The organism is Flagellimonas flava (assembly GCF_900129665.1).
GTDB lineage: Bacteria > Bacteroidota > Bacteroidia > Flavobacteriales > Flavobacteriaceae > Flagellimonas > Flagellimonas flava.
In genome coordinates this window covers 740,526-762,363 of record NZ_FQWL01000002.1, presented here as the reverse complement: position 1 = coordinate 762,363, position 21,838 = coordinate 740,526, and the positions used below count along the sequence as shown (strand labels likewise).

Sequence of the window (21,838 nt, the reverse complement as noted above, 5' to 3'; positions counted from 1 at the left end):
ACAGCTACCTATATAGCGAAGACTTTCGTATTTTTCTTTTCTAATCAAAATCTATCGCTATGGGCAATTTCCTATTAATACCTGTTATTTTTTTCGGACTGATCATTTTGATCTCGTCCTTTTTTATTGTGAAGCAACAGACCGCGGTTGTAGTTGAGCGCTTTGGTCGTTTTCAGAGCATTCGAAACTCCGGTTTACAAATGAAGATTCCGCTCGTTGATCGCATAGCGGGTCGATTAAGTTTGAAAATCCAACAGTTGGATGTCATCGTAGAGACCAAAACTTTGGATGACGTGTTTGTCAAACTAAAGGTTTCCGTTCAATATGTGGTTATCCGGAACAAAGTTTACGAGGCGTTCTATAAGTTGGAATATCCACATGATCAAATAACCTCTTATGTTTTTGATGTGGTTAGAGCAGAAGTCCCTAAAATGAAATTGGATGATGTCTTCGTGAAAAAAGATGACATCGCCATCGCTGTTAAATCGGAATTACAAGATGCCATGTTGGAATATGGCTATGATATTATTAAAACGCTCGTTACGGATATTGATCCAGATGCCCAAGTAAAAGAGGCCATGAACCGAATCAATGCTTCAGAGCGCGAAAAAATCGCTGCTCAATTTGAAGGAGATGCCGCCCGTATTCTTATTGTTGAAAAGGCAAAGGCCGAAGCCGAAAGCAAAAGATTACAGGGTCAAGGTATTGCCGATCAGCGTCGTGAAATTGCAAGAGGGTTAGAAGAATCTGTTGAAGTGCTTAACAAGGTAGGTATCAACTCGCAGGAGGCCTCAGCGTTAATTGTGGTCACACAACATTACGATACCTTGCAGTCCATTGGTGAGGAAACCAATACCAATTTGATTTTGCTTCCCAACTCGCCCCAAGCCGGTAGTGATATGCTCAATAATATGGTTGCTTCTTTCACTGCAAGCAATATGATTGGAGAACAAATGAAAAAGAGCAATCCTAAAAAAGAGTAGGCCAACATTCCTTTACGGGGCTGTTAAAAAAATAAAAATCCCGATGCTGAAGATGGTATCGGGATTTTTTATGCGAACATGTCCAAAATTTAAATGGAGCTGCACAGTTAGCTGATCAACCATTTACCCATACATTCACCTTTAAAAATGAAAAAACCTTGGTAAAGAGCCCCATATGACGCCCTGATAATAAGTAAATCTTATTTTTGCCAAGGCTCTTAATAAGTTTCGTCTATTTTAAGGTTTTTGCTCCAATTTGGCCCATGTATCCCTCAATGTAACCGTCCGATTGAAAACTAACTTTTCGTGGGTAGAATCTTCATCAACATTAAAATAACCCAATCGTTGAAACTGATATCGTTCCCCTATCTGGGCACTCTTTAAACTAGGTTCCAAATATCCCGTTATCCTTTTTAGGGAGTCAGCATTTACAAAGTCCATGAAGTCACGATCCTTATGGGCATCTGGTGTTGGATCGCTGAACAGCCTGTCGTATAATCTTATTTCAGCTTCTATTGCATGTGGGATGGATACCCAATGCAGTGTTCCTTTCACCTTCCGCAGGCTTTCTTCCGTTCCACTTCCACTTTTACTTTTTGGATCAAATGTGCATTGCACCTCTACAACATTACCATCCTCATCTTTGGTACAGCTTTCAGCCTTTATGATGTATCCGTTTTTAAGCCGAACTTCACCGCCCAACTTTAACCTAAAAAACTTTCGATTGGCCTCTTCCCTAAAATCCTCTTTTTCGATATAGATTTCCCTTGAAAACGGCACTTGTCGACTTCCAGCCGCGGCATCTTCAGGATTGTTCTCCGCATCCAACTGCTCTTCAGAACCTTCCACATAATTAGTAATAACAACTTTAAGCGGATTGAGCACCGCCATCACTCTCGGTGCTATCTTGTTCAGATGTTCCCTTACATGAAATTCAAGGAGTGAGACGTCTACCACATTTTCCCTTTTGGCAATGCCAATGGTATCGGCAAAGTTCCTTATGGACTCAGGTGTATACCCTCTTCTTCGTAGTCCGGAAATGGTGGGCATTCTTGGATCGTCCCATCCACTTACCACACCGCTCTCCACTAATTGAAGCAGTTTTCGCTTACTCACTACCGTATGACTTAAATTTCTACGAGCGAATTCACGCTGCTTCGGTCTTAACATTTTAGAATCTACCAATTGGTCTAAAAACCAATCATAAAGCTCCCTGTGTGGCAAAAACTCCAATGTACACAGGGAATGAGAGACTTGTTCTATATAATCACTTTCGCCATGTGTCCAGTCATACATAGGGTAAATGCACCAATCGGTATTTGTTCGGTGATGGGCCTTGTGCAAGATTCTGTACATAATGGGGTCCCGCATCAACATATTGGATGAGGCCATATCAATTTTGGCCCTGACTACGTGCTCTCCTTCCTTGAAATTCCCATTCTTCATCCCTTCGAACAATTGAAGGTTTTCCTCAACCGAACGATTCCTGAATGGGCTTTCCGTTCCCGGTTCGGTAGGTGTTCCCTTCTGTTTGGCTATTTCCTCGGATGTCTGGCTATCAACATAGGCTTTACCCTTCTTAATCAAGGCAACCGCCCATTCATACAACTGTCCAAAGTAGTCAGATGCGTAGCACTCGGTATCCCATGAATATCCAAGCCATTTCACATCCTTCTTTATGGCTTCCACGTATTCACTTTCCTCTTTGGCCGGGTTCGTATCATCAAACCGAAGGTTCACCGGCGCATCATAGCGAAGTCCCAGGCCAAAATTTAGGCAAATAGAGCTCGCATGGCCTATATGGAGATACCCATTTGGCTCTGGTGGAAAGCGAAAGCGAAGGTCATCCTTGGCATAACCATCCTTTAAATCATCCTCGACTATATGCTCTATAAAATTTAGAGATTTCTCTTCTTCTCCCATTTCGAAAATTTGAAGCGCAAATGTAGTAAAATACAGGGTTTATAGCTATTCAAAGCCTTAAGGTGTATACAAAGAAAGCCATTTCACAACACTTTTGGTATACCCTACAACAATATCTTTCCATTGCACGAAAATAAAATCATATTTGTTATTAGAACATTATATGAAATAGTGGGCGTTTTAAGCGCCCTGCAGAACTGAACAAGATTAAGGGGCACAACTTGGGCATTATTGCCATAACCTCTTAAAACTAACGCTGATGAAGAAAACTAGTTCATATAATGGCATTTTTGTGATGGTATTCGCAATAATGCTGCTTGCTGCCAACAACTTGGGGGCACAAGTACTTAACAAACCTGTAGCGGCCGACAACCCCAACTTGGCGGGTAATTCAGCTTGGACCGCGGCATGTGCTTCTGATAGCTTTAACGAATACTTTGTCAACTTTACCTGGAATCCGCCATTAGTGGATTCTAGCAACGAGTTCGTTTTAGAGCTTTCCGATGCCAATGGAAACTTTGGGTCACCAAGGGAGCTTGCCAGGGTAAGTGACAAAAACACGGTCTTCGACTTCGAATTTGAGTTTGCGGTCCCCAATGATGTGCGCGGTGAAACTTATAGAATGAGGGTAAGAAGTACCAGTCCGGCCAAGACCAGTCCGGCTTCGGATCCATATCCTATGCACTTTGTTGATTATGGAGATCCTTTACTTATCAGTCAGGATGGAAGTGGCGACATTCCTCCGGGAGGCAGTATACAAGTTTGCGGAGGTGGAGATATAACTCTTATCCCACATAACATACCAAATCGGGACACCTATATTTACAATTGGTACCGAAGTGGAACTTTGCTCCCAGAAAAAGGTGCGAGTTTAACTGTTTCAAGCCCCGGGATGTACTACGTTGAACTGGATTACGGATCAGTCTGCTCGGGTTCTGCAAACACCCTTTCCAACACTATACAAATAAGCACCGGTTCAAGTCTCGGTATTGCAATAAATGGATCTAACGATGTAGGTCTGTGTGCAGGAGATGCCTATGCACTTGACGCCAGTATTACCGGAATGGGGCTTACCTATACATGGTACAAGGATGGTGCTGTTGTGTCCGGACCAACTTTAGAAGGTAGCACCTATAATATCAACACATCCATTAGTGGTTTTGACGGATCGTATGAAGTAGAGATAACAGGTGCAGCGGCCTGTTTAGAGCGCTCTGCGTCCGTTGCCATAAGGGACTTGGGAGACTTTGAGGTTACAAGACAAAATGATGCTGCAATTGTTTTACTGCCTTCGCAGACTACAACGCTTGGTGTTACTACAACGGCCTCTTCACCGACATACCAGTGGTATAAAGACGCCTCTCCAATATCTGGTGCCACCAACAGTACATTTAATACCGATCAGATAGGAAGTTATTTTGTAAGGGTAACCGAGACCGGTGGAGGTTGTTCTGCTTCTCCAAAAGATTCAGAAACAACAACCATAGAATCTCCGGATTCCTTTGAGTTTGAAGTTGATTATGTAGGCGCATACACCTCTTGTCAAAGTTCGGATGCTACACTAAATCTAAGTAAAATTTATGCGGTTAGTAATTCAGGTTCAAAAACTGATGTTACCGCGGATTTGTTGTCATCATTCACCTATCAATGGAGGCATGAAAGTGCAGATGTAAGCGGCGAAACCTCAAGAACAATTACAATTTCCAATTATGAAGACAATGGGGGTTATAGTCTTGAAGGAACTCTTGATAGCTATAATGCCACTTCTAACAGCCTAGATGTCACTTTATCCACAAACATATCATTGGCAATCAGCTCAAATGGTACTGTTTTATGTGACGGTGCGGACCCTATTCGTTTTGATAGTTCTGAAAGTCTTACAGGAGAAACCTTTGAATGGCTAAGGGATGGTACTGTTATCGATTCCTCTACTGAAAGTATAACTGCCGTGGAAGTAGGCGTGTATCAATTGCGAATCTTGACCCATGATTGTCCGATTGTTTCCAATGAGTTGACCGTTCGGGCCTTTGATGAGTCCTTATTAAGTATAGACAAGGGTGATAATCTAATCATTGTTGAGGGGGAAACGGAAACCGTTACTGCCAGTGGCGCCGAGTCCTATGAATGGTTTGATGCTGCCAACAACCTTCTGGGAAGTCAAGATTCCTTTGGTTTCCAGCAAGAAGGTGAGTACCTATTGGTAGCCAATTTCGGTAATTGTTCGGTAAGCAGGGTAATTACAGTGGAGTATAGAGACCTGTTCGCAATTCCAAACGTAATCACCGCAAATGGTGATGGTATCAACGATCTATGGATATTACCCAATACCTATTCCAGAAAAGACGACGTGCTCGTAACCATTTTTAACGAGCGCGGTAAACAAGTGTTCAGTCAAACCAACTATGAAAACAACTGGCCACAATCCACAACACAATTCAACAAACTAAACATGATTTTCTATTACCGGGTAACCCGCGGTGGAGAAAGTCTTAAACAAGGAACCATAACTGTCATCAGATAAACCTAATGCGCACCACCAAACCTCTACTATTACTAACCCTGATTTTTGTTTCTCTTTCTGGATTACGCGCCCAGGAAGAGACTCCTTTTGTGGAGTACAATGTACCTACACAAAACTTGGTGAAATTTAACAGGTTTCTTATCAACCCAACCTTTTCCACGGTTAGGGAAGACAAGTCCTATATCAATTTGTTTCACAGAAACCAATCGGTATCCTTTAATGACAACAATCAGGTTTATTTTCTAAGTTACAGCGGTAGGGTAAGCGATAGAAGTGGTGTTGGTCTAAGTTTATTTACCAATCGTGAAGGGCTTTTTAACAACTTCGGCGTTCAGGCCAACTATGCCTATGGCATTAAATTGAGTCAAAAGAGCAACTTCACATTTGGCGCCAATGTTTCCTATTATCAAAGTGCCTTTAATCAAAATAGGGCAAATGCCCTGGACGATGATCCTTTCTTAAATTCATTGGAAAGTAGTTCCCTGGTTCTATTTCAACCAGGTTTCAACATTTCCTATGGGAATTTTGATTTTGGAGGTTATGCCGAAAATCTATTCGATTATAACCTTAAGAACAGTGAATCCGTCACTGAGTTTAATGAAAAAACCTATTCCGGACATTTACAATATACCCATCAGTTTAAAAATGCTGCGGGCATCTTGGAACAAGCGCGTTTGATGCCTTTGGCAAGGGTGCGAAAAACCGGGGAGGAAGACATTTCATTAGGTGGTAATCTTATCCTTGATCTTCCAAAATTAGGCTGGATCCAGGCCGGATACGACGACTTTTATGGGGCATCTGCAGGACTCGGTTTTAACTTGAACAAAAACCTATCCCTTGGATATACGGTAGAAAAAGGATTGTCTGACAACTTCGAAAATTTTGGGGTGAGTCATGAAATCTCCCTGGCCTATTCTTTTACTCCGAACCTAACGGAAGATCGGGTAATGCTAGAGAAAGAAAATGAGGACCTGGTTCAGGCCGAAAACGTTCCTCAGGATTCCTTAAGCCTTACTGAAAAGGATTTGGAAATAGCTCGTTTACAGAACAAGCTAGCGGAGAACGATGCCATCTTGGATGAGCTATTGATGCGACAAGACTCCATGGAAAGAACCAGAAACAGCGACCTCGAAAAACGCTTTGAAACCGTTATGAAAATGGTCCGAAGGGAAACCCGTGGAGAAATGCCAGAGGTAGAGGACAAGGCGAAAGAAATCTACTTTGCCAATATGGACAGTGTAGACCTTGCTGTTCGCCGTGATACAAAACAACCATTGGCCAATCATGGGCTAACCAATACAACAGCTGCCAAAAAAGTAATCCGACTGGATAAATCAAAAAACACCAAGCTTGCCAATACCCCAACAGTTCGAAGAGATAAAACAACTAGAACTCCAGCTCGTAGAATTGGTCGTTTTAGGTCCTTCAACATCCCTAATGTGGAAAGCGGACATTATTTGATTGCCAATGTTTTCAAGAATCCAGACAACGTAGATGCTTTTGTACAAAAACTTCAGGCCGAAGGAATTGAAGCTGGATATTTTGAAAACCCAAAAAACGGGCTCAACTATGTATACCTAAAAGGCTACAGTACAAAAACTGAAGCTCTGGAAGCCTATCATACCCAAATGAATGGAAACTATCAGGGGGATGCATGGGTAATGAATGTAAATAGTGTTGGGGCCTACAACGATTATGCGGCCGCAAGACGCCAAAATGCCTCAAAATATGGGGATAACACGCTTCAAAAAAATGTTTCTAACAAAACAGGCCGAACTGCTCCAATCAAATTCTCAACTAGGAGAATCTCAGGATTGGGTTCTGGCTTTTACATAATTGCAAACGTATTTGAAAGACCGTCAAATGCAAGAAGGTTTGTTAAGCAACTAAATGCCAAAGGGCTTAACGCGAGCTATTTCATAAATCCAGAAAACAACTACAGGTACGTGTACCTGAAAAAACATGAGACCTGGAACAATGCGCTCACCTCGTACTATTCCAAACTAAATGCCTCGTATGATGACGAAATGTGGATCATGCGGGTAAAACCAAACTCCAATAGTTAAAATGACCAATCGCTTTCTAAAAACCGTTCTGTGCCTCTTGGGCATATGGTTAGCGGGCTTTTCTGTAAACGCTCAGGAAGTACCTTTTTCGCCACGACTTAATGTGGGCGGAGACACCTACATAAACATTAAAGGGGATTATACATTCTTATCCAATAGTGTAATGAACACCGTGTCCAACGGGCATGATGTGAACACACCATACAATGGAAACGGGAGTAACAATAGTCTCCATGTTGAGTATGTGGATATAGATTCCGACCCTACCACCTTTAACTCCAGTAGCTCCACCCTAACACTTCCAAACTGTTCCCAGATTTATTGGGCGGGATTATACTGGGCCGGTAACTACGACGTGGAACGGGACGGTGATCACAGAAGTAGATATGAAAGTGGTTATACGGATGATTCCAATCATTATGATGTTACAGAGGTAAAACTCAGGGTTCCTGGAAGTTCAACCTATATAGATCTGCAAGCGGATACTGCTGCCGATCCTGTTGGAGAAGAAGATGATATTATTGTAAACGGGTATAATATTCTGCCCAACGACCCCTATGTGTGCTACAAAAATGTAACCAACATTCTGTCTTCTTTGGCGGATCCAACAGGAGATTATTTTGTGGCAAACGTCAGAGGTACACGAGGGGCAACCAGTTACGGTTGCGCAGGATGGACTTTGGTCGTGATTTATGAGAATCCAACGCTTCCTGGTAAATACATCTCTGTTTTTGACGGCTACGAAGGAATCACTACACAGTCCGGCAACAGTACTGCAGATATCACCGTATCTGGATTTAACACCATCCCGGTTGGTCCTGTAAATGCGAGAATTGGTGTGAGTACTTTGGAAGGTGAAACTTCTCTTTCCGGAGATACTTTTGGTATTATTTCCAATAGTAGTGCCTCATTCACAGACATTACCAACAGTGCCAACCCAAACAACAACTTTTTTAATTCAACCATTACGGAAGACGGGGCCAACGTTACCTCCAGGAATGTAAACAGTACCAACGCCATTGGTTTTGACTCTGATGTTTTCGATCTAAACAACCCCAGTAACAGTATTCTGGATAACGGAGATACCAGTGCTACTTTAAGACTTGGGACTAGTGGGGACTGGTTTGCCTCTTTTTTGGTAACCTTTGGTGTTGAAATTATTGAACCGGACATTGTTCTAGAAAAGAAAGTCGAGGACATTGGCGGTAACGATATTACTGGTTTGGGAGTAAACCTAGGCCAATATTTGGATTACGTGCTATCCTTTGTGAACACTGGAAATGATGATGCAACAAACTATGTAATCCGAGATGTGTTACCCGCAAATGTTACCCTGGACGAGACAACCATTACGGTTCCAACTGGGGTTACCTATACCTATAATGCAGCAACCCGTGAGGTGGCATTTTCCATACCGGACAATTTGGTGGAAGAAGGAGATCCCGTATCCGAAATTCGAATGCGCGTCCGCGTGGCGGAAAACTGTTTTGATTTTGTGGATGCCTGTACCGATATCATCGAGAATTTGGCATACTCCACCTATGAGGGATTAATAAATTCCAACCAAATAAGTGATGACCCCAGTGTATCCGATTTTGACGATTGTGGGTTCACCACACCAGGGGCAACCAACTTCCTTTTGGATGATCTTACTGCCTGTAACTTTACAAGAACCGTAGAATTATGTGGTGCCAATGTGCTGCTTGATGCCGGTGATAATTTTGATGCCTACGTCTGGTATTTGGATACCAATGGAAACAGCGCTATTGATGCAGGTGATACGGTAATTACAGACGGCGATGCCGACAACGACCCAAGCACCTTTTTGGTGGACCAACCAGGGACCTATATTGTTGATAAACAAGTAGCTGACCCCTGTAAGGATTTTACAGAAATTATTATTGTAGAATTGTTTTCTGCAGGCGCGGGACTCACCAATCCCATCACCACTTTAATCAACGACACAAGCAATACTGTAGACGGAGAAATTGTTATTTGTCCTAACGATGGTAGCGAACTTCCAGAGGTATTCCTGTGTGGACTGAACGACACCGAATTGATCCAAGTGAACATCCCTGATGCCGACAGCATTGAATGGGAGTTGCTTGACGAGACCAGTTGTTCTGCTTCAACGCCAGATTGCGCTAATACAGACAACTCTTGTACCTGGAACAACGTTGGTACGGGGAACGACTTTTTGGCTTCTGACGCAGGCCAATACAGAATGGTGATCAACTATCAGAATGGTTGTTTTAGAAGGTTCCACTTTAATGTCTTCAAAAACCCATTAGACCCACAATACACTTCCAGCGATATCATCTGTAACACTAACGGGAACATTACCGTTACCAACATGCCTATTGATTATGAGTATCGACTAATCGACCAGACATCAGGGAACGTATTAGTGGCCTATAACCCGAACCCAAGTTTTGATATAACTGCAAATGGTGCCTATACCGTTGAGATGAGACAACAGGGCGTTACCGATGGGTGCGTTTTTGTTTTGGACAATATAGGTATTCTGGACAGGGATTTCCAAGTAGATATCGACACCAAAGACACGGACTGTAATGGTTTAGGGGAAATTGAAATTTCCGTCTTAAACGTAGAAGCACAGTATTATTATGAGATTTCTCAAGGTGGAACTGTAGTGGACACCTTTGGTCCAAGCACTGACAACAATTATACTTTCGTCAACCTTAATGATGGAATTTACGATGTTGAGGTTAGAACCGATGATGGGTGTTTACACAACGAACAGGTAACCATCAACGATGTTACTGACCTGGCCGTTACAGCGCTTACAACAAAGAATATAGATTGTACGGATGGTATCATCACCGTAACCGGCACTGGTGGGTTCCCAAACCCCGATTACACCTACGCCATTTGGAGTTACAATGGCTCAGACCTGTATACAAGTGTGGGAGATATTCCCGGTAGTGCATATCAGGTAGCAAACGACTTTACCTTCACCAATGGTGAGGAGGGTGATTATGAATTCATTGTTGTAGATGGAAACAACTGTACATATATCTCAAATGAGGTATCTATAGTGGTATCCGCTTCGGTTGAATACACCACGTCAACAACCGACGAAATCTGCTTTGGTGCTGCCGACGGAACCATTTCGATAAACATTACCAACTCTAACGGGTATGATGTTCGATTTAGACTTTTGGATGACCTCGGAAATACCATTACCAACAACAACTCCGGAAACTTTACCGGATTGGCACAGGGTGATTATACGGTAAGGATAAGACAGCGTCCTTCAGGGACCACGGACAACTGTTTCTTTTATGAAAATTTCACTATTGGAGGACCCACCTCTGGAATAAGTGGAAACGCTACAATGATTCAGGATTATACTTGCTTGCAGGGTGGAATCATAGAGGCGCAGAACGTTGCGGGTGGAACGGCTCCCTATGAATATAGTATTGACGGTGTAAACTTTTTCAACGGTGTAGGGGCAGAGCGTTTTAGCAACTTAACAGATGGCAATTACAATATCACAATTCGTGACGCCAACAACTGTACCTTTGTAACAAATGCCATAACATTAGACCCCCTAAATCCCCCCACGGACTTAACCTTTTCTGCTTCAACCCCAAACTGTCCGGCGCTTACCTCAGATGTAACCGTAACCGCTGTCAACGGAAACACCCCCTTTGTGTTCGAGATTACCGCTCCGGCACCAACAGCGGCAACATCCATTACTGGAAACTCCGCCGATTTTGACGGATTGACGCCCGGCACCTATACATTTAGGGTTACCGACAACAAAGGCTGCGTATATGATGAGTCATTTACCATCAATCCTGTTTCTCAAATTGCAGTGGTAGGGAGCCTAGTAAGCAATATCACCTGCTTTGACGATACTGATGGTGAAATTGATTTTACCGTATCGGATTTCAACACAGATTACAACTACTCGGTAACCGGACCTGCCAGCTTTGCAGCCAATAACCAAACTAATGGAACAATTTCACTTACCGGTTTGGATGATGGAACTTACACCATTGTCGTAACCGATAACCTAACTAATTGTACGGCTACCACAGATGTCACAGTAAATGCTCCGTCTGCAGCTTTGACGCTAGGCGCCTCTGAAACACAACCAACCTGTGTGACTGACGGTACTGTTACACTCAGCTCCACCGGTGGATGGGGAGGAAACACTTTTACCTTGACCAATCCCGACGCCTCAGTATTTGGAACAAATAGTACAGGTGCTTTTACGGGGTTGACCCAATCTGGAACTTATACGGCTTCTGTTGAAGATGCAAATGGCTGTATTGAAACCACAACATTCAGCTTAACTGCGGCGGTTCCACCGGTATTGGCAATAGTTCCCAACGACACTTGTTTTGATGATGCCATCGGGCTGACTTTGACCGCAAATGTAACCTCTGGCGGAGATGGGAACTATGAATATAGCTTAAATGGTGGTGCCTTTGTGACCGGAAACGTTTTTACCGGACTTACATCCGGAACCTATACCATCGACGTACGTGATGGCAATGATTGTACGGATTCGGCCAGCATCACGATCAACCCAGAATTGAGTGTCATCGCATCTGCACCGAATATTACTGCATGTGCAACCACAACTGATGTAACAGTAACCGGAACAGGTGGTGACGGAAACTATGTTTATGCCATTGTAGGCGATGGAGTGGCTCCAAGCCCAGGTGATTTTGCCACCACAAATCCAATAACTGTAACAGGTGCCGGCGACTATGATGTCTATATAAGGGACAATAGCGGAAATGTTGGGTTCTGTGAAGCTTCTTATGATATTACCATTGCCCAAGATCCGGCCTTGGCCCTTTCCATTGCGGATACTGGAATTCAATGTAGTGGAGAAGCCCAGGCCACGATAACAATTACCGCGACTGGCGGTGAGGCTCCGTATGAATATAGCATAAACAACGGGACAACCTACCAATCCTCAAACACATTTGTGAACCAATTGGCTGGCAGTTATAACATCCGTGTTAGGGATGCCAACAATTGCGATATCGCACAAATCTATAGTATTTCCGAACCGCTTACCTTGTCAGCCTCTGCCGCTGTAACCCAGTTGGCCGAATGTAATCCTGGAATCGGTGCGGAGGTTCGTATCACCAATGCTATCGGCGGAACCGCTCCTTATGAATACAGCTTCGATGGAGGCACTAATTATGTGGCCTCTCCAATCGGATACCTGCTTCCAGGTTCGCATACCATCTTTATTAGGGATGCCAACAATTGTACCTTCCCGATGAACGTGACCGTTGACCCCGAACCAACACCTCCCGGCGTCACCACAGCAATTGATTACGAATGTGATGGAGAAGGAATTGTTACGGTCACACCAGATAGTCCAAGCTTCGATTACACCTATGAAATTGATGGGAATCCAAATACCCCGGTAACATCCAACGTATTTAATAATGTTGCGGTGGGAACCCATACCATTACAGTAAACTATACCAGCAATGTTCCGCCTTCACCAAGTGTGTTGTTGTCCGAAAATTTCGGTGCCGGTGTAAATACACCCATTTCAGAAATTGACCCTGCATATTGCTACGAGCCACAGGACGGAAGTGCTAGTGCTTGCGGTTTTGGCACGGACACGCACATTCAGGATGGGGAATATTCGGTTACCCAGGTAATCGTAAACCCTTATGGTTCCTGGCTAAGTCCAAATGACCATACAGGAAATGCGAATGGTAGATTCTTGGCCATAAACGTTGGGGGTGTTGCCGGCGTGGGTGGAATTGTCTATCAAAAAACAGGGGTCGAGGTAATTCCAAACAGGGATATTACCGTTTCCTTATGGGCCTTTAACCTATTGCGTTCTGGCTCAGGCGGCGGAGATCCGTCCATTGAAATACAACTTGTTGATGGCGGTGGAGGAGTTATCGCCAGTACTACTACCGGAAACGTTCCAAAAAATAACAACGCCAACGACTGGCAGAATTACTCGGTTACCCTAGATCCAGGAGCAAACACAAATTTGGACATTGTAATTAGAACCAATTCCGCGGTTATCAATGGTAATGATATTGCTATTGATGACATTCAGGCATTTCAAATTCCTGAAGTGTGCGCTGGTTCTCTTACGGTGGATGTCAACATAGAAGCTGGCAATGCTTTTGACGCTGCCATCACGGCTTTTTCGGATATCTCGTGTAATGGAAATAATGATGGTTCCATCACTTTTGAGGTAGAGAATTTTGATGCTGTTAATGGTTTTGAATATCGTTTGGGTACTTCTGGTCCGTTCACCAATTCTACAACCAGTCCAGTTACCATTTCAAATGCGCTAACAGGTGATAACATGGTGGCCGGAGCCTACGTCATTGAAGTCCGCGATGTGCTGGACAACAGTTGCTTTGTTTCCTTGAACCAAACTTTATCCGAACCAGCTGCTGTAGTTGCATCAGCATCAATTACCTCAGTATTGACCTGTACGAATGGTGGTGCTACAATCACGGCCTCAGCTGCAGGCGGAACACCAGCATACCAGTACCAACTCGAAGATAACGTTGGTGGTGTAATTACTGCCTATCAAAATTCCAACGTCTTTACAGGTCTTGCTGCTGGAGATTATATTGTAAGAGTAAGGGACAACAATCTTTGTGAAGACCCTATCGATACCGCCCTTACCGTGGACCCATTCAACCCTATTGTTTTCACAAGTACGCCAACGGCATGTTACAGTGGAAGCAATGATGGAACAATCCAGGTTGATGTAACCAATGGTAACGGTGATTACCAGTTCAGTTTGAACGGCGGTCCTTGGATAACCCCAAACCCCGCTGCTGCAACAACCCATACTTTTAGTGGATTGACCGCTGGAAACTACACCATAAATGTTAGAGACGGTTTTGGATGTGTTGGCACCTTGCAGCCCGTTACCATTACTGATGCCCTAGTGGCCACTGTTGATGTGATAGATGTAAGCACATGTGCCGATGGTAGCATTACCGTTACCGCTTCCGGTGGTGTCCCTAATCTGGAATACGCATTTGTTCCTACCACTACAAGTCCAACTGGCTTGTTTTCCACAACCAACACCTTTGCTGTTGCGGCTGGAAATGAGGGTGATTATGATGTGTATGTAAGGGACAACTCGGCTACGGTACCTTTCTGTGAATTCATGGAAACTGTTACCGTTAATCCAGCAACACCATTGACCATAACCAATACCCCAACAGACCCATTGTGTCATGATGGAACAGGTTCCATTCAAGTGGATATTACATCCGGTATAAGTCCATTTACAATTCAAATTATTGATTTGGATAATGCAGGTGCCAGTGATCAAACTGATACTAACGTATTGGCCACAACCAGAATATATTTCAACCTAATGCCCGGGGACTATACCATCAATGTGACTGATGCTACAGGCTGTACGGTGAGTGAAACTCCGGTCAACATTGCCAACCCTGATGAGCTTACTGCCACTATATCTGGAGTAACCCCAGCGGCATGTACCGGTGACCCAAATGATTTTGGTTTCCAGTTTACAGCATACCCCACTACTTTGGGAACAATTCAATTCAGTGATGACGGAGGGGCCACTTGGACCGCTGGAGACAACAGTGTTCCTGGCACTTCAGATGTTATTACCGGGTACAACTCCGGAAACATCGTAAATCCTTCCATGCGAACCATAGATGGATTGGGCAATACCGTTTGTCAGACCGATTTCCCACCATTTATGATTCCATATCCGTTGGATGATTTGGATATCACCATTTCTGCCTTGGTAGTGAACTGTAATGAACTTCAAGTAACCGTCCAAGGTTCAGAAGGGGCTCCATCCTATGAATATGCATTTTCGGATGATCCAGCTAATTTTGACCCGGCCTTAGCGGCATGGTTCCTTGGTGATAACGTTGACAATCTTGGAAACCCAGTTACTCCGGGTCATGGTCAGCATATTTGGACAGGTTTAGTTCCTGGAAGAACCTATGTGTTCTATGTAAGGGACAGCGGTGGTTGCGTTAGACAAAGTAATGTCAATGTAAACGACCTGATAACTGTTCCATTGGAAATTACTTCAGCTATAACCCCATCATGTGATGGTGCTACAAATGGTAGCATTACCTACACGATAACCGACAACCAAGCCCCATTCGGGCCTCAATTTAGATGGACAGTTTACGATATGACCTCTGGTGCTCCAGTAATGGTAGCGAATAGTGGTGGAAATGTTGCGTATTCTTCTCCTCAAGACGTAACCGTTACAGGTCTTGGAGCCGGAAATTACTTCATCGAAGTTGTTGAGGTGGATGGCGTTGGAGCTGATAGTTGTGTTGGGGCAACGGAAAATGAACTTTTAGATGAATTGGATCCATTGACGGGAACACCTGTTGCACTTCAAAACATAAGCTGTGATAACCCAGGGCTTATCCAGATCCAAAACCCATTGGGTGGGGGTGGAACCTATACTTACACCGTAACTGGTCCTGCTCCGTTTGTGACCATTACCTCAACTTCTGACAACCCTGTTGAGATACCCTCCAACTCACCTGCAGGAAACTATCATGTAACAATAGAGGACCAATATGGTTGTTCATCGCCATTGGGTAATGTTGCGCTAACGTTGACCCCTGATCCTACAATTGATTCTATTGATGTGGATAATTGTACAGATCCTTCTACGGTAACCGTAAATGCGACCAGTGGTGCTGCGCAAATATTCTATTCCATTGATGGAGGAACTACGTATTTGAACAATGGAGGCATCTTCAACAATGTCTCTGCTGGAACCTATACCGTTTCCATTCTGGACAGCAATGGCTGTAGCGACACTAGTTCGGTCACTGTTCATCCTGTTTTGGAAGTTGATGTGGCCCTGACCAAACTATTGGATTGTTCTGTAACCCCTGATGCCCGAATTACTATTGATGTGCTGTCAGGATCTGGAAGCTACGACTACGAAATCGTGGATGGAACCGGAACCGTGGTGGGCAGGACTGCTTTGCCTAGCAACCCATTTGACTTTACAACCACCACCCCAGAAGATTATACGATCACGATATTTGATAACAATACCTCAACACCCTGTACAAGAGTATTCAATATTACCGTTGATCCTGCTATCATCCCTTCATTCAACATTACCGCTACTTCGGATGTGGTTTGCAGTGGAGATGATAATGGAACCATTGATGTGGAAGCTGTGGACAATGGAATCGGTCCATACACCTTCGAAATCATTTCTGGACCTGGTAGTTCCGCAACCTTCCCAATAACGGCGCCTGTTGGAAACACGGCTTCGTTCACAGGACTAGAAGGAAGTGTTGGCGGAATCACCTATACTATTAGACTTACAGCATCTAATGGCTGTACCTCAACGCTGACACAAACCATTACAGAGCCAGCTGCCTTGACAGCTTCTGCCTCTGCAACCCCATTTGTGTGTACTGTAGGCAACAATCCTGATTCCTCTACAATAACAGTTACCGCAACTAATGGAACGGGTGCATACCAGTATAGTTTGGACAACATTAATTTCCAAGCTTCCAACACCTTTGCGGTTGCCGATACCGGAGCCGTTCAAAACATTACCGTATATGTTAGGGATGCCAACAATTGTATTGAAACAGATGCAGTTGTCATTCAGCCCCTAGATGTGCTCACTTCAACAAGTATAGCGGTTGACGCTGCTGCCACTTGTTTGGCCGGTGAAAATATTACCATAACCGCAACCGGTTCAATTACCAATTCCACAACCACTCCTGGAAATTATGAGTTCCGATTGTTACCTGCAGGATCGTTCCAGCCGTCTGGAAGCTTTACTGGTTTGGCCGTTGGCACACATAACTTTGAAGTTAGAAACACCGTTACTGGATGTGTCTTGGGTGCATCACATACCGTTGCCAGTCCTGAAGTGTTAGATTTGATAGTGGTAAGCACCTCAAACATTACTTGTTTTGGTGATGCAGATGGTAGTGTAGATCTTGATCTACAAGACGCAGCCGCAATAACCTATGCCTCCGCTACAAGTTATACCTTGTACTATGATGTTAACAACACACCGGCCAATCTTGCTGATGATGTGGTAACTGCCGGTGGTGATGCAGATGGTCTCTTTACCATCAGCGGACTCGCCGCGGGAACTTATTTCATTGAAGTATTGGATAACAATCCTCCAGGTTCAGCTTGCGTATATTCGGAATCATTTACCATTGCAGGTCCTAATGTAGGCATCTCTGCCAATACCCAAGTGACCGATGTTACATGTAATCTTAATGATGGTATCATTGAAGTTATTAACGCTGCTGGCGGATGGGGAGGCTACACCTACTTTGTAGATTTAGCTTCCAATCCAGCCCCAACCTTCCCGGGTAGTTATCAAGCTTCTCCACAATTTACTGGATTAAGTGGTGGGGTAGGGCCTGGTACTGTTTACCAAGTTTGGGTCGCTGATACCAACGGATGTGAATTCCAGTTGTCTAATGTAACTTTGGTGGATCCAATTGGAATAACTGCCACGTTACAGATAAACCAAGAGAACTGTGCCGCTCTTCAGGGAGAAATTGAAGTTGTTGGAACATCTGGTGGTCAAGGTAGTAACTATACCTACCAATTATTGCGAAATGGCACCCCTGTAGGGTCGCCGCAAACAGGAACTGTTTTCGCTGGCTTAGGAGCTGGTATTTATACCGTGGAGATTAACGATCAATGGTCTTGTGGGCCAGTGGTTACCAATCCCGTTGAGCTTTTCGATACCATGGTCGCCACTCCAACAGTGGTTAAACCAAGAGACTGTACCGTAGACCCTGGAGGTCACATTACTGTTACCGTCAATGGCGGTTCTGGCAACTTTACCTATGCGGTTACCTTCCCTGATCTCTCAACTCCACTGCCAACAAATGGTACAGGTGTGTTCACGGGACTAACGCAATCCGGAACATATACTTTCACCATAACTGATAATGGAACGGGCACACCGTGTACAGTTGTGATCACCCAAGATTTGGATGACCCAGTTACTCCTGTGATTTCAAATGTTGTGATGGACCCAGTAAATTGTAATGGAGGTTCCGACGGTAGTCTTACCGTTGAATTGGACCCTGCTACCACAGTACATCCGATCTATACTTATGAGCTTTACCAGATGTCCAATTTGGCAACTCCATTTAGGACGGCTCAGACCAGCAATGTGTTTGACAATCTACCTGCAGATGATTATCGAGTACGGGTAATTTCAGCGAGATCTTGTGATGATTTCCATGATGAGACCGTTACCGAACCTGCTTTGTTGACAGCCTCTGCGGTAGCAACAGCTTTCGCTTGTAACGCAAGCAATGCAGTGAATACATCAACCATAACGGTTACCGCTGGTGGTGGAACTGGACCATATCTCTATAGTATTGACAACGTGAATTTCCAGACGTCCAACACTTTTGACATTGTGGACACTGGCATTGTTCAGAACATAACTGTATTCGTGACGGATGCCAATTCGTGTGCGCAAACCGCAATCGTGGCACCTATCCAACCCATTAATGTGATCACAGCGGTAGTCACCCAAAATACGGCCATTAGCTGTGCGAATCCAGAAGAGGTGCTGATTACGGTAACCGATGACGGAAATCTAGGTAACACCTATACCTATGAACTGTTGCCTGTTGGAAACCCATTGGGAAGCATGACTTCCACTCCAACAAACGTCACTGCTACCTTTGAACTGACCCAACCTGGAAGCTACACCTTCAGGATTACGGATACCGCAACGGGTTGTTATTTTGATACAACTCCGTATGACATCGCTCCGTATGATCTAATTGATGTAGTTGCCACACCTACGGCTACGGCCATTTGTTTTGGTGACACCAATGGTGCCTTGGAAATCAACGTAACCGGATATACAGGAACTTACAGTTATCAGGTTTTTGATGGTGCCAACAATCCTATTGGTTCCGTGGTAAACACGGATACTAGTGTGAACCCAAGACCTATTACAGGACTTTCTGGTGGAAACTACTACGTGCGAGTAACGCAAACTGCAAACCCGCTGTGTGTGGAAGATTCCAACATGATTACCATCGCTTCACCGGATATGGCGCTGTCTGCTACCCCAATTGAGGTGGCCAATGTAACCTGTGCCAACAATTTGGGTGAAATTGAAGTGTCCCCGACAGGTGGTTTCGCTCCTTACGATATTCAATTGACCAACACCACAACGTCCCAAGTATACAATGTGTCCAATGTGGTAAGCTTTGTATTCCAAGACCTTTCAGCAGGTTTATTCGATGTTGAGATTGTTGACGGTGCTGGTTGTACCATCAATGAGCCTATTACTTTGACCCAACCAACACCTATTACAGCAGATATTAATGCTACGCCGACCAATTTGGTTTGCTTTGGTGATACCAATGCCACGGTAACAGCTCAAAATGTGCTGAACGGTAGAGGGGTGTATCAATATCAATTGAACGTTTACGACCCAACCGGAACAACAATTGTTTCAACGTCTGGAGGACAAGCCAGTCAAGCCTTTAACAATCTTGGTGCCGGTATATACAGTATTACAGTATCTGACGGTTGGAGCTGTGACGTTGAAACGATCCAAGTAACCATTTCAGAACCTGTTGAGGTTATGGCGAACCTAATTCAAGTTTCCCAATTGACCTGTACCACCCAAGCCGACATTCAGTTGTCTGCTACAGGGGGAACCGCTCCTTATCAGTATAGTTTGGATGGTGTTGTCTACAGCAATATGTCTGGTGGAAGCACACATAACTTTACCGTACCCGCAGGGGCTTATCAATATTATGTTAGGGATGCCTTTGGTTGTGAGGCTATGATTTCCAATCAGGTTACCGTAGACCCAATAATTCCTTTGGATATGGTAATTGACGATAGTGCTGCCAACATAAATTGTACTGGAGAAGCTTCTGCAATAATAAGGGCTACGGCCGTAGGTGGATTAGGAAATTACTCCTATGAGCTATTTGCGGATGCGGGGCTTACCGCTTCCGTTGCTGGGCCTCAGCCTACCGGCGATTTTAGTGGACTTGTTGCGGGACAGTATTTCGTACACGTCACAAGTATGGATTGTGATGCAACGAGCTTGGCCATAGACATTATTGATCCTGCTCCGTTGCAAATAGACAGGCAAGAGTCTACGGATGTTACCTGCTCTGGATTGGAAGATGGTACCATTACCGTTGAAGTTTCTGGTGGAACTGGTGAAATCTTCTATGCGATAACGCCGAACCTTGATCAATTTGATACCGTAGGTACATTCACAGATTTGGCGCCTGGTATTTATGATGTAATTGCACAAGATCGTAATGGATGTTTTGAAACCTTCCAGTTCGAAATTATTCAACCACAATCGCTACAGGCTCAAGCCATAAATGTAATGCATGAAGTTTGTTTCAATAGTGCCGACGGTTCTTTTGAATTGGATATTACAGGAGGTACAGCTCCATATTTCACAAGTTTGAACTCCAATGCAGATGCAGATTACGTTCAAGATCAAATCTTGTTCCAAAATCTTGCTGCAGGAACCCAGGTGGTATTTGTAAGGGATGCCCAAGGTTGTGAAACCAATGTATTCGTGGAAATCAATCCTGGGGTTAACCTAGCTGCATTGGTGGAACCAATATATGAGTGTGATGGCAATTTGCCTACCAACAGATTGGATATCGAGTTTGAAGATCAAACCGTTATTGGGGAGGTGATGTATGCCATAGATTCAACAGACCCTGCCGACTTACAGTTGACTTCTGATTTTACCAATATTGCACCGGGCGATCACTATTTGACCATCGCACATTCCAACGGTTGTATCAATACCATTGATTTCTCCGTAACTGGTTTTGAACCTTTGACCTTGGTATTGGAAAACAGCAACATCAATGAGATTACGGCCACAGCTGCGGGAGGTTTGGAAGATTATACTTTCATTTTTGATGGTGTTGACAATGGAACGGACAATACGTACATCATTAACCGCACAGACACCTACGAGGTTACGGTCATAGATCAGAATGGTTGTGAAGTAACCATGGAAATATTTATGGAGTTCATAGATATTGAGGTTCCAGACTTCTTTACCCCTGATGGTGACAATATGAACGATACCTGGTTGCCTGACAATCTGGAGGCCTTCCCTAACGTACTAATGATCATTTTTGATCGTTATGGTAGAGAGCTCTATCGCATGGGTTATGGCGATTCTGGATGGAACGGAATCTATAATAACAGTGAGCTCCCAACAGGAGACTACTGGTACATCATTAAGCTTCAAGGCGAAAATGATGACAGAGAATTAGTTGGACATTTTACCCTATATCGACGATGATAGTTTAACCTACGACATC

5 protein-coding genes are annotated in these 21,838 nt (G+C 44.0%); 4 read left to right on the top strand and 1 reads right to left on the bottom strand.

The genetic code is table 11. The annotated features are described in order from the left end of the window. Positions 1 to 59: 59 nt before the first annotated feature. Complete coding sequence (locus tag BUC10_RS09255; protein WP_073178655.1) at positions 60 to 983, top strand: SPFH domain-containing protein; 924 nt, start codon at positions 60 to 62, stop codon at positions 981 to 983. Positions 984 to 1,220: 237 nt separating this feature from the next. Here the strand turns inward: BUC10_RS09255 and BUC10_RS09250 are convergent, their stop codons facing one another. Continuing rightward, positions 1,221 to 2,906 carry a glutamine--tRNA ligase/YqeY domain fusion protein gene (locus BUC10_RS09250; RefSeq protein WP_073178654.1) on the bottom strand — a complete coding sequence of 562 codons (1,686 nt, stop codon included), beginning with the start codon at positions 2,904 to 2,906 and terminating at the stop codon, positions 1,221 to 1,223. A 259-nt stretch (positions 2,907 to 3,165) separates the two neighbouring features. Between BUC10_RS09250 and BUC10_RS09245 the strand changes: the two genes are divergently transcribed. From BUC10_RS09245 to BUC10_RS09235, 3 genes are read left to right on the top strand one after another with little or no spacing between them, the layout of a single operon-like run. Next, the gene (locus BUC10_RS09245) at positions 3,166 to 5,427 is read left to right on the top strand and encodes a T9SS type B sorting domain-containing protein (RefSeq protein ID WP_073178653.1); all 2,262 of its coding nucleotides are present in this window, start codon (positions 3,166 to 3,168) and stop codon (positions 5,425 to 5,427) included. Positions 5,428 to 5,432: 5 nt separating this feature from the next. Next, positions 5,433 to 7,493: a PorP/SprF family type IX secretion system membrane protein gene (locus BUC10_RS09240; RefSeq protein WP_073178652.1), complete on the top strand. Its 2,061-nt coding sequence runs from the start codon at positions 5,433 to 5,435 to the stop codon at positions 7,491 to 7,493. Position 7,494: 1 nt separating this feature from the next. Further along, complete coding sequence (locus tag BUC10_RS09235; RefSeq protein WP_084732598.1) at positions 7,495 to 21,819, top strand: T9SS type B sorting domain-containing protein; 14,325 nt, start codon at positions 7,495 to 7,497, stop codon at positions 21,817 to 21,819. Positions 21,820 to 21,838: the final 19 nt, after the last annotated feature.

What these genes read in the sequence shown, in the direction of transcription:
- BUC10_RS09255 (WP_073178655.1), top strand. Translation starts at nt 60, where the DNA reads ATGGGCAATTTCCTATTAATACCTGTTATTTTTTTCGGACTGATCATT.
- BUC10_RS09240 (WP_073178652.1), top strand. Translation starts at nt 5,433, where the DNA reads ATGCGCACCACCAAACCTCTACTATTACTAACCCTGATTTTTGTTTCT.
- BUC10_RS09250 (WP_073178654.1), bottom strand. Translation starts at nt 2,906, where the DNA reads ATGGGAGAAGAAGAGAAATCTCTAAATTTTATAGAGCATATAGTCGAG.
- BUC10_RS09235 (WP_084732598.1), top strand. Translation starts at nt 7,495, where the DNA reads ATGACCAATCGCTTTCTAAAAACCGTTCTGTGCCTCTTGGGCATATGG.
- BUC10_RS09245 (WP_073178653.1), top strand. Translation starts at nt 3,166, where the DNA reads ATGAAGAAAACTAGTTCATATAATGGCATTTTTGTGATGGTATTCGCA.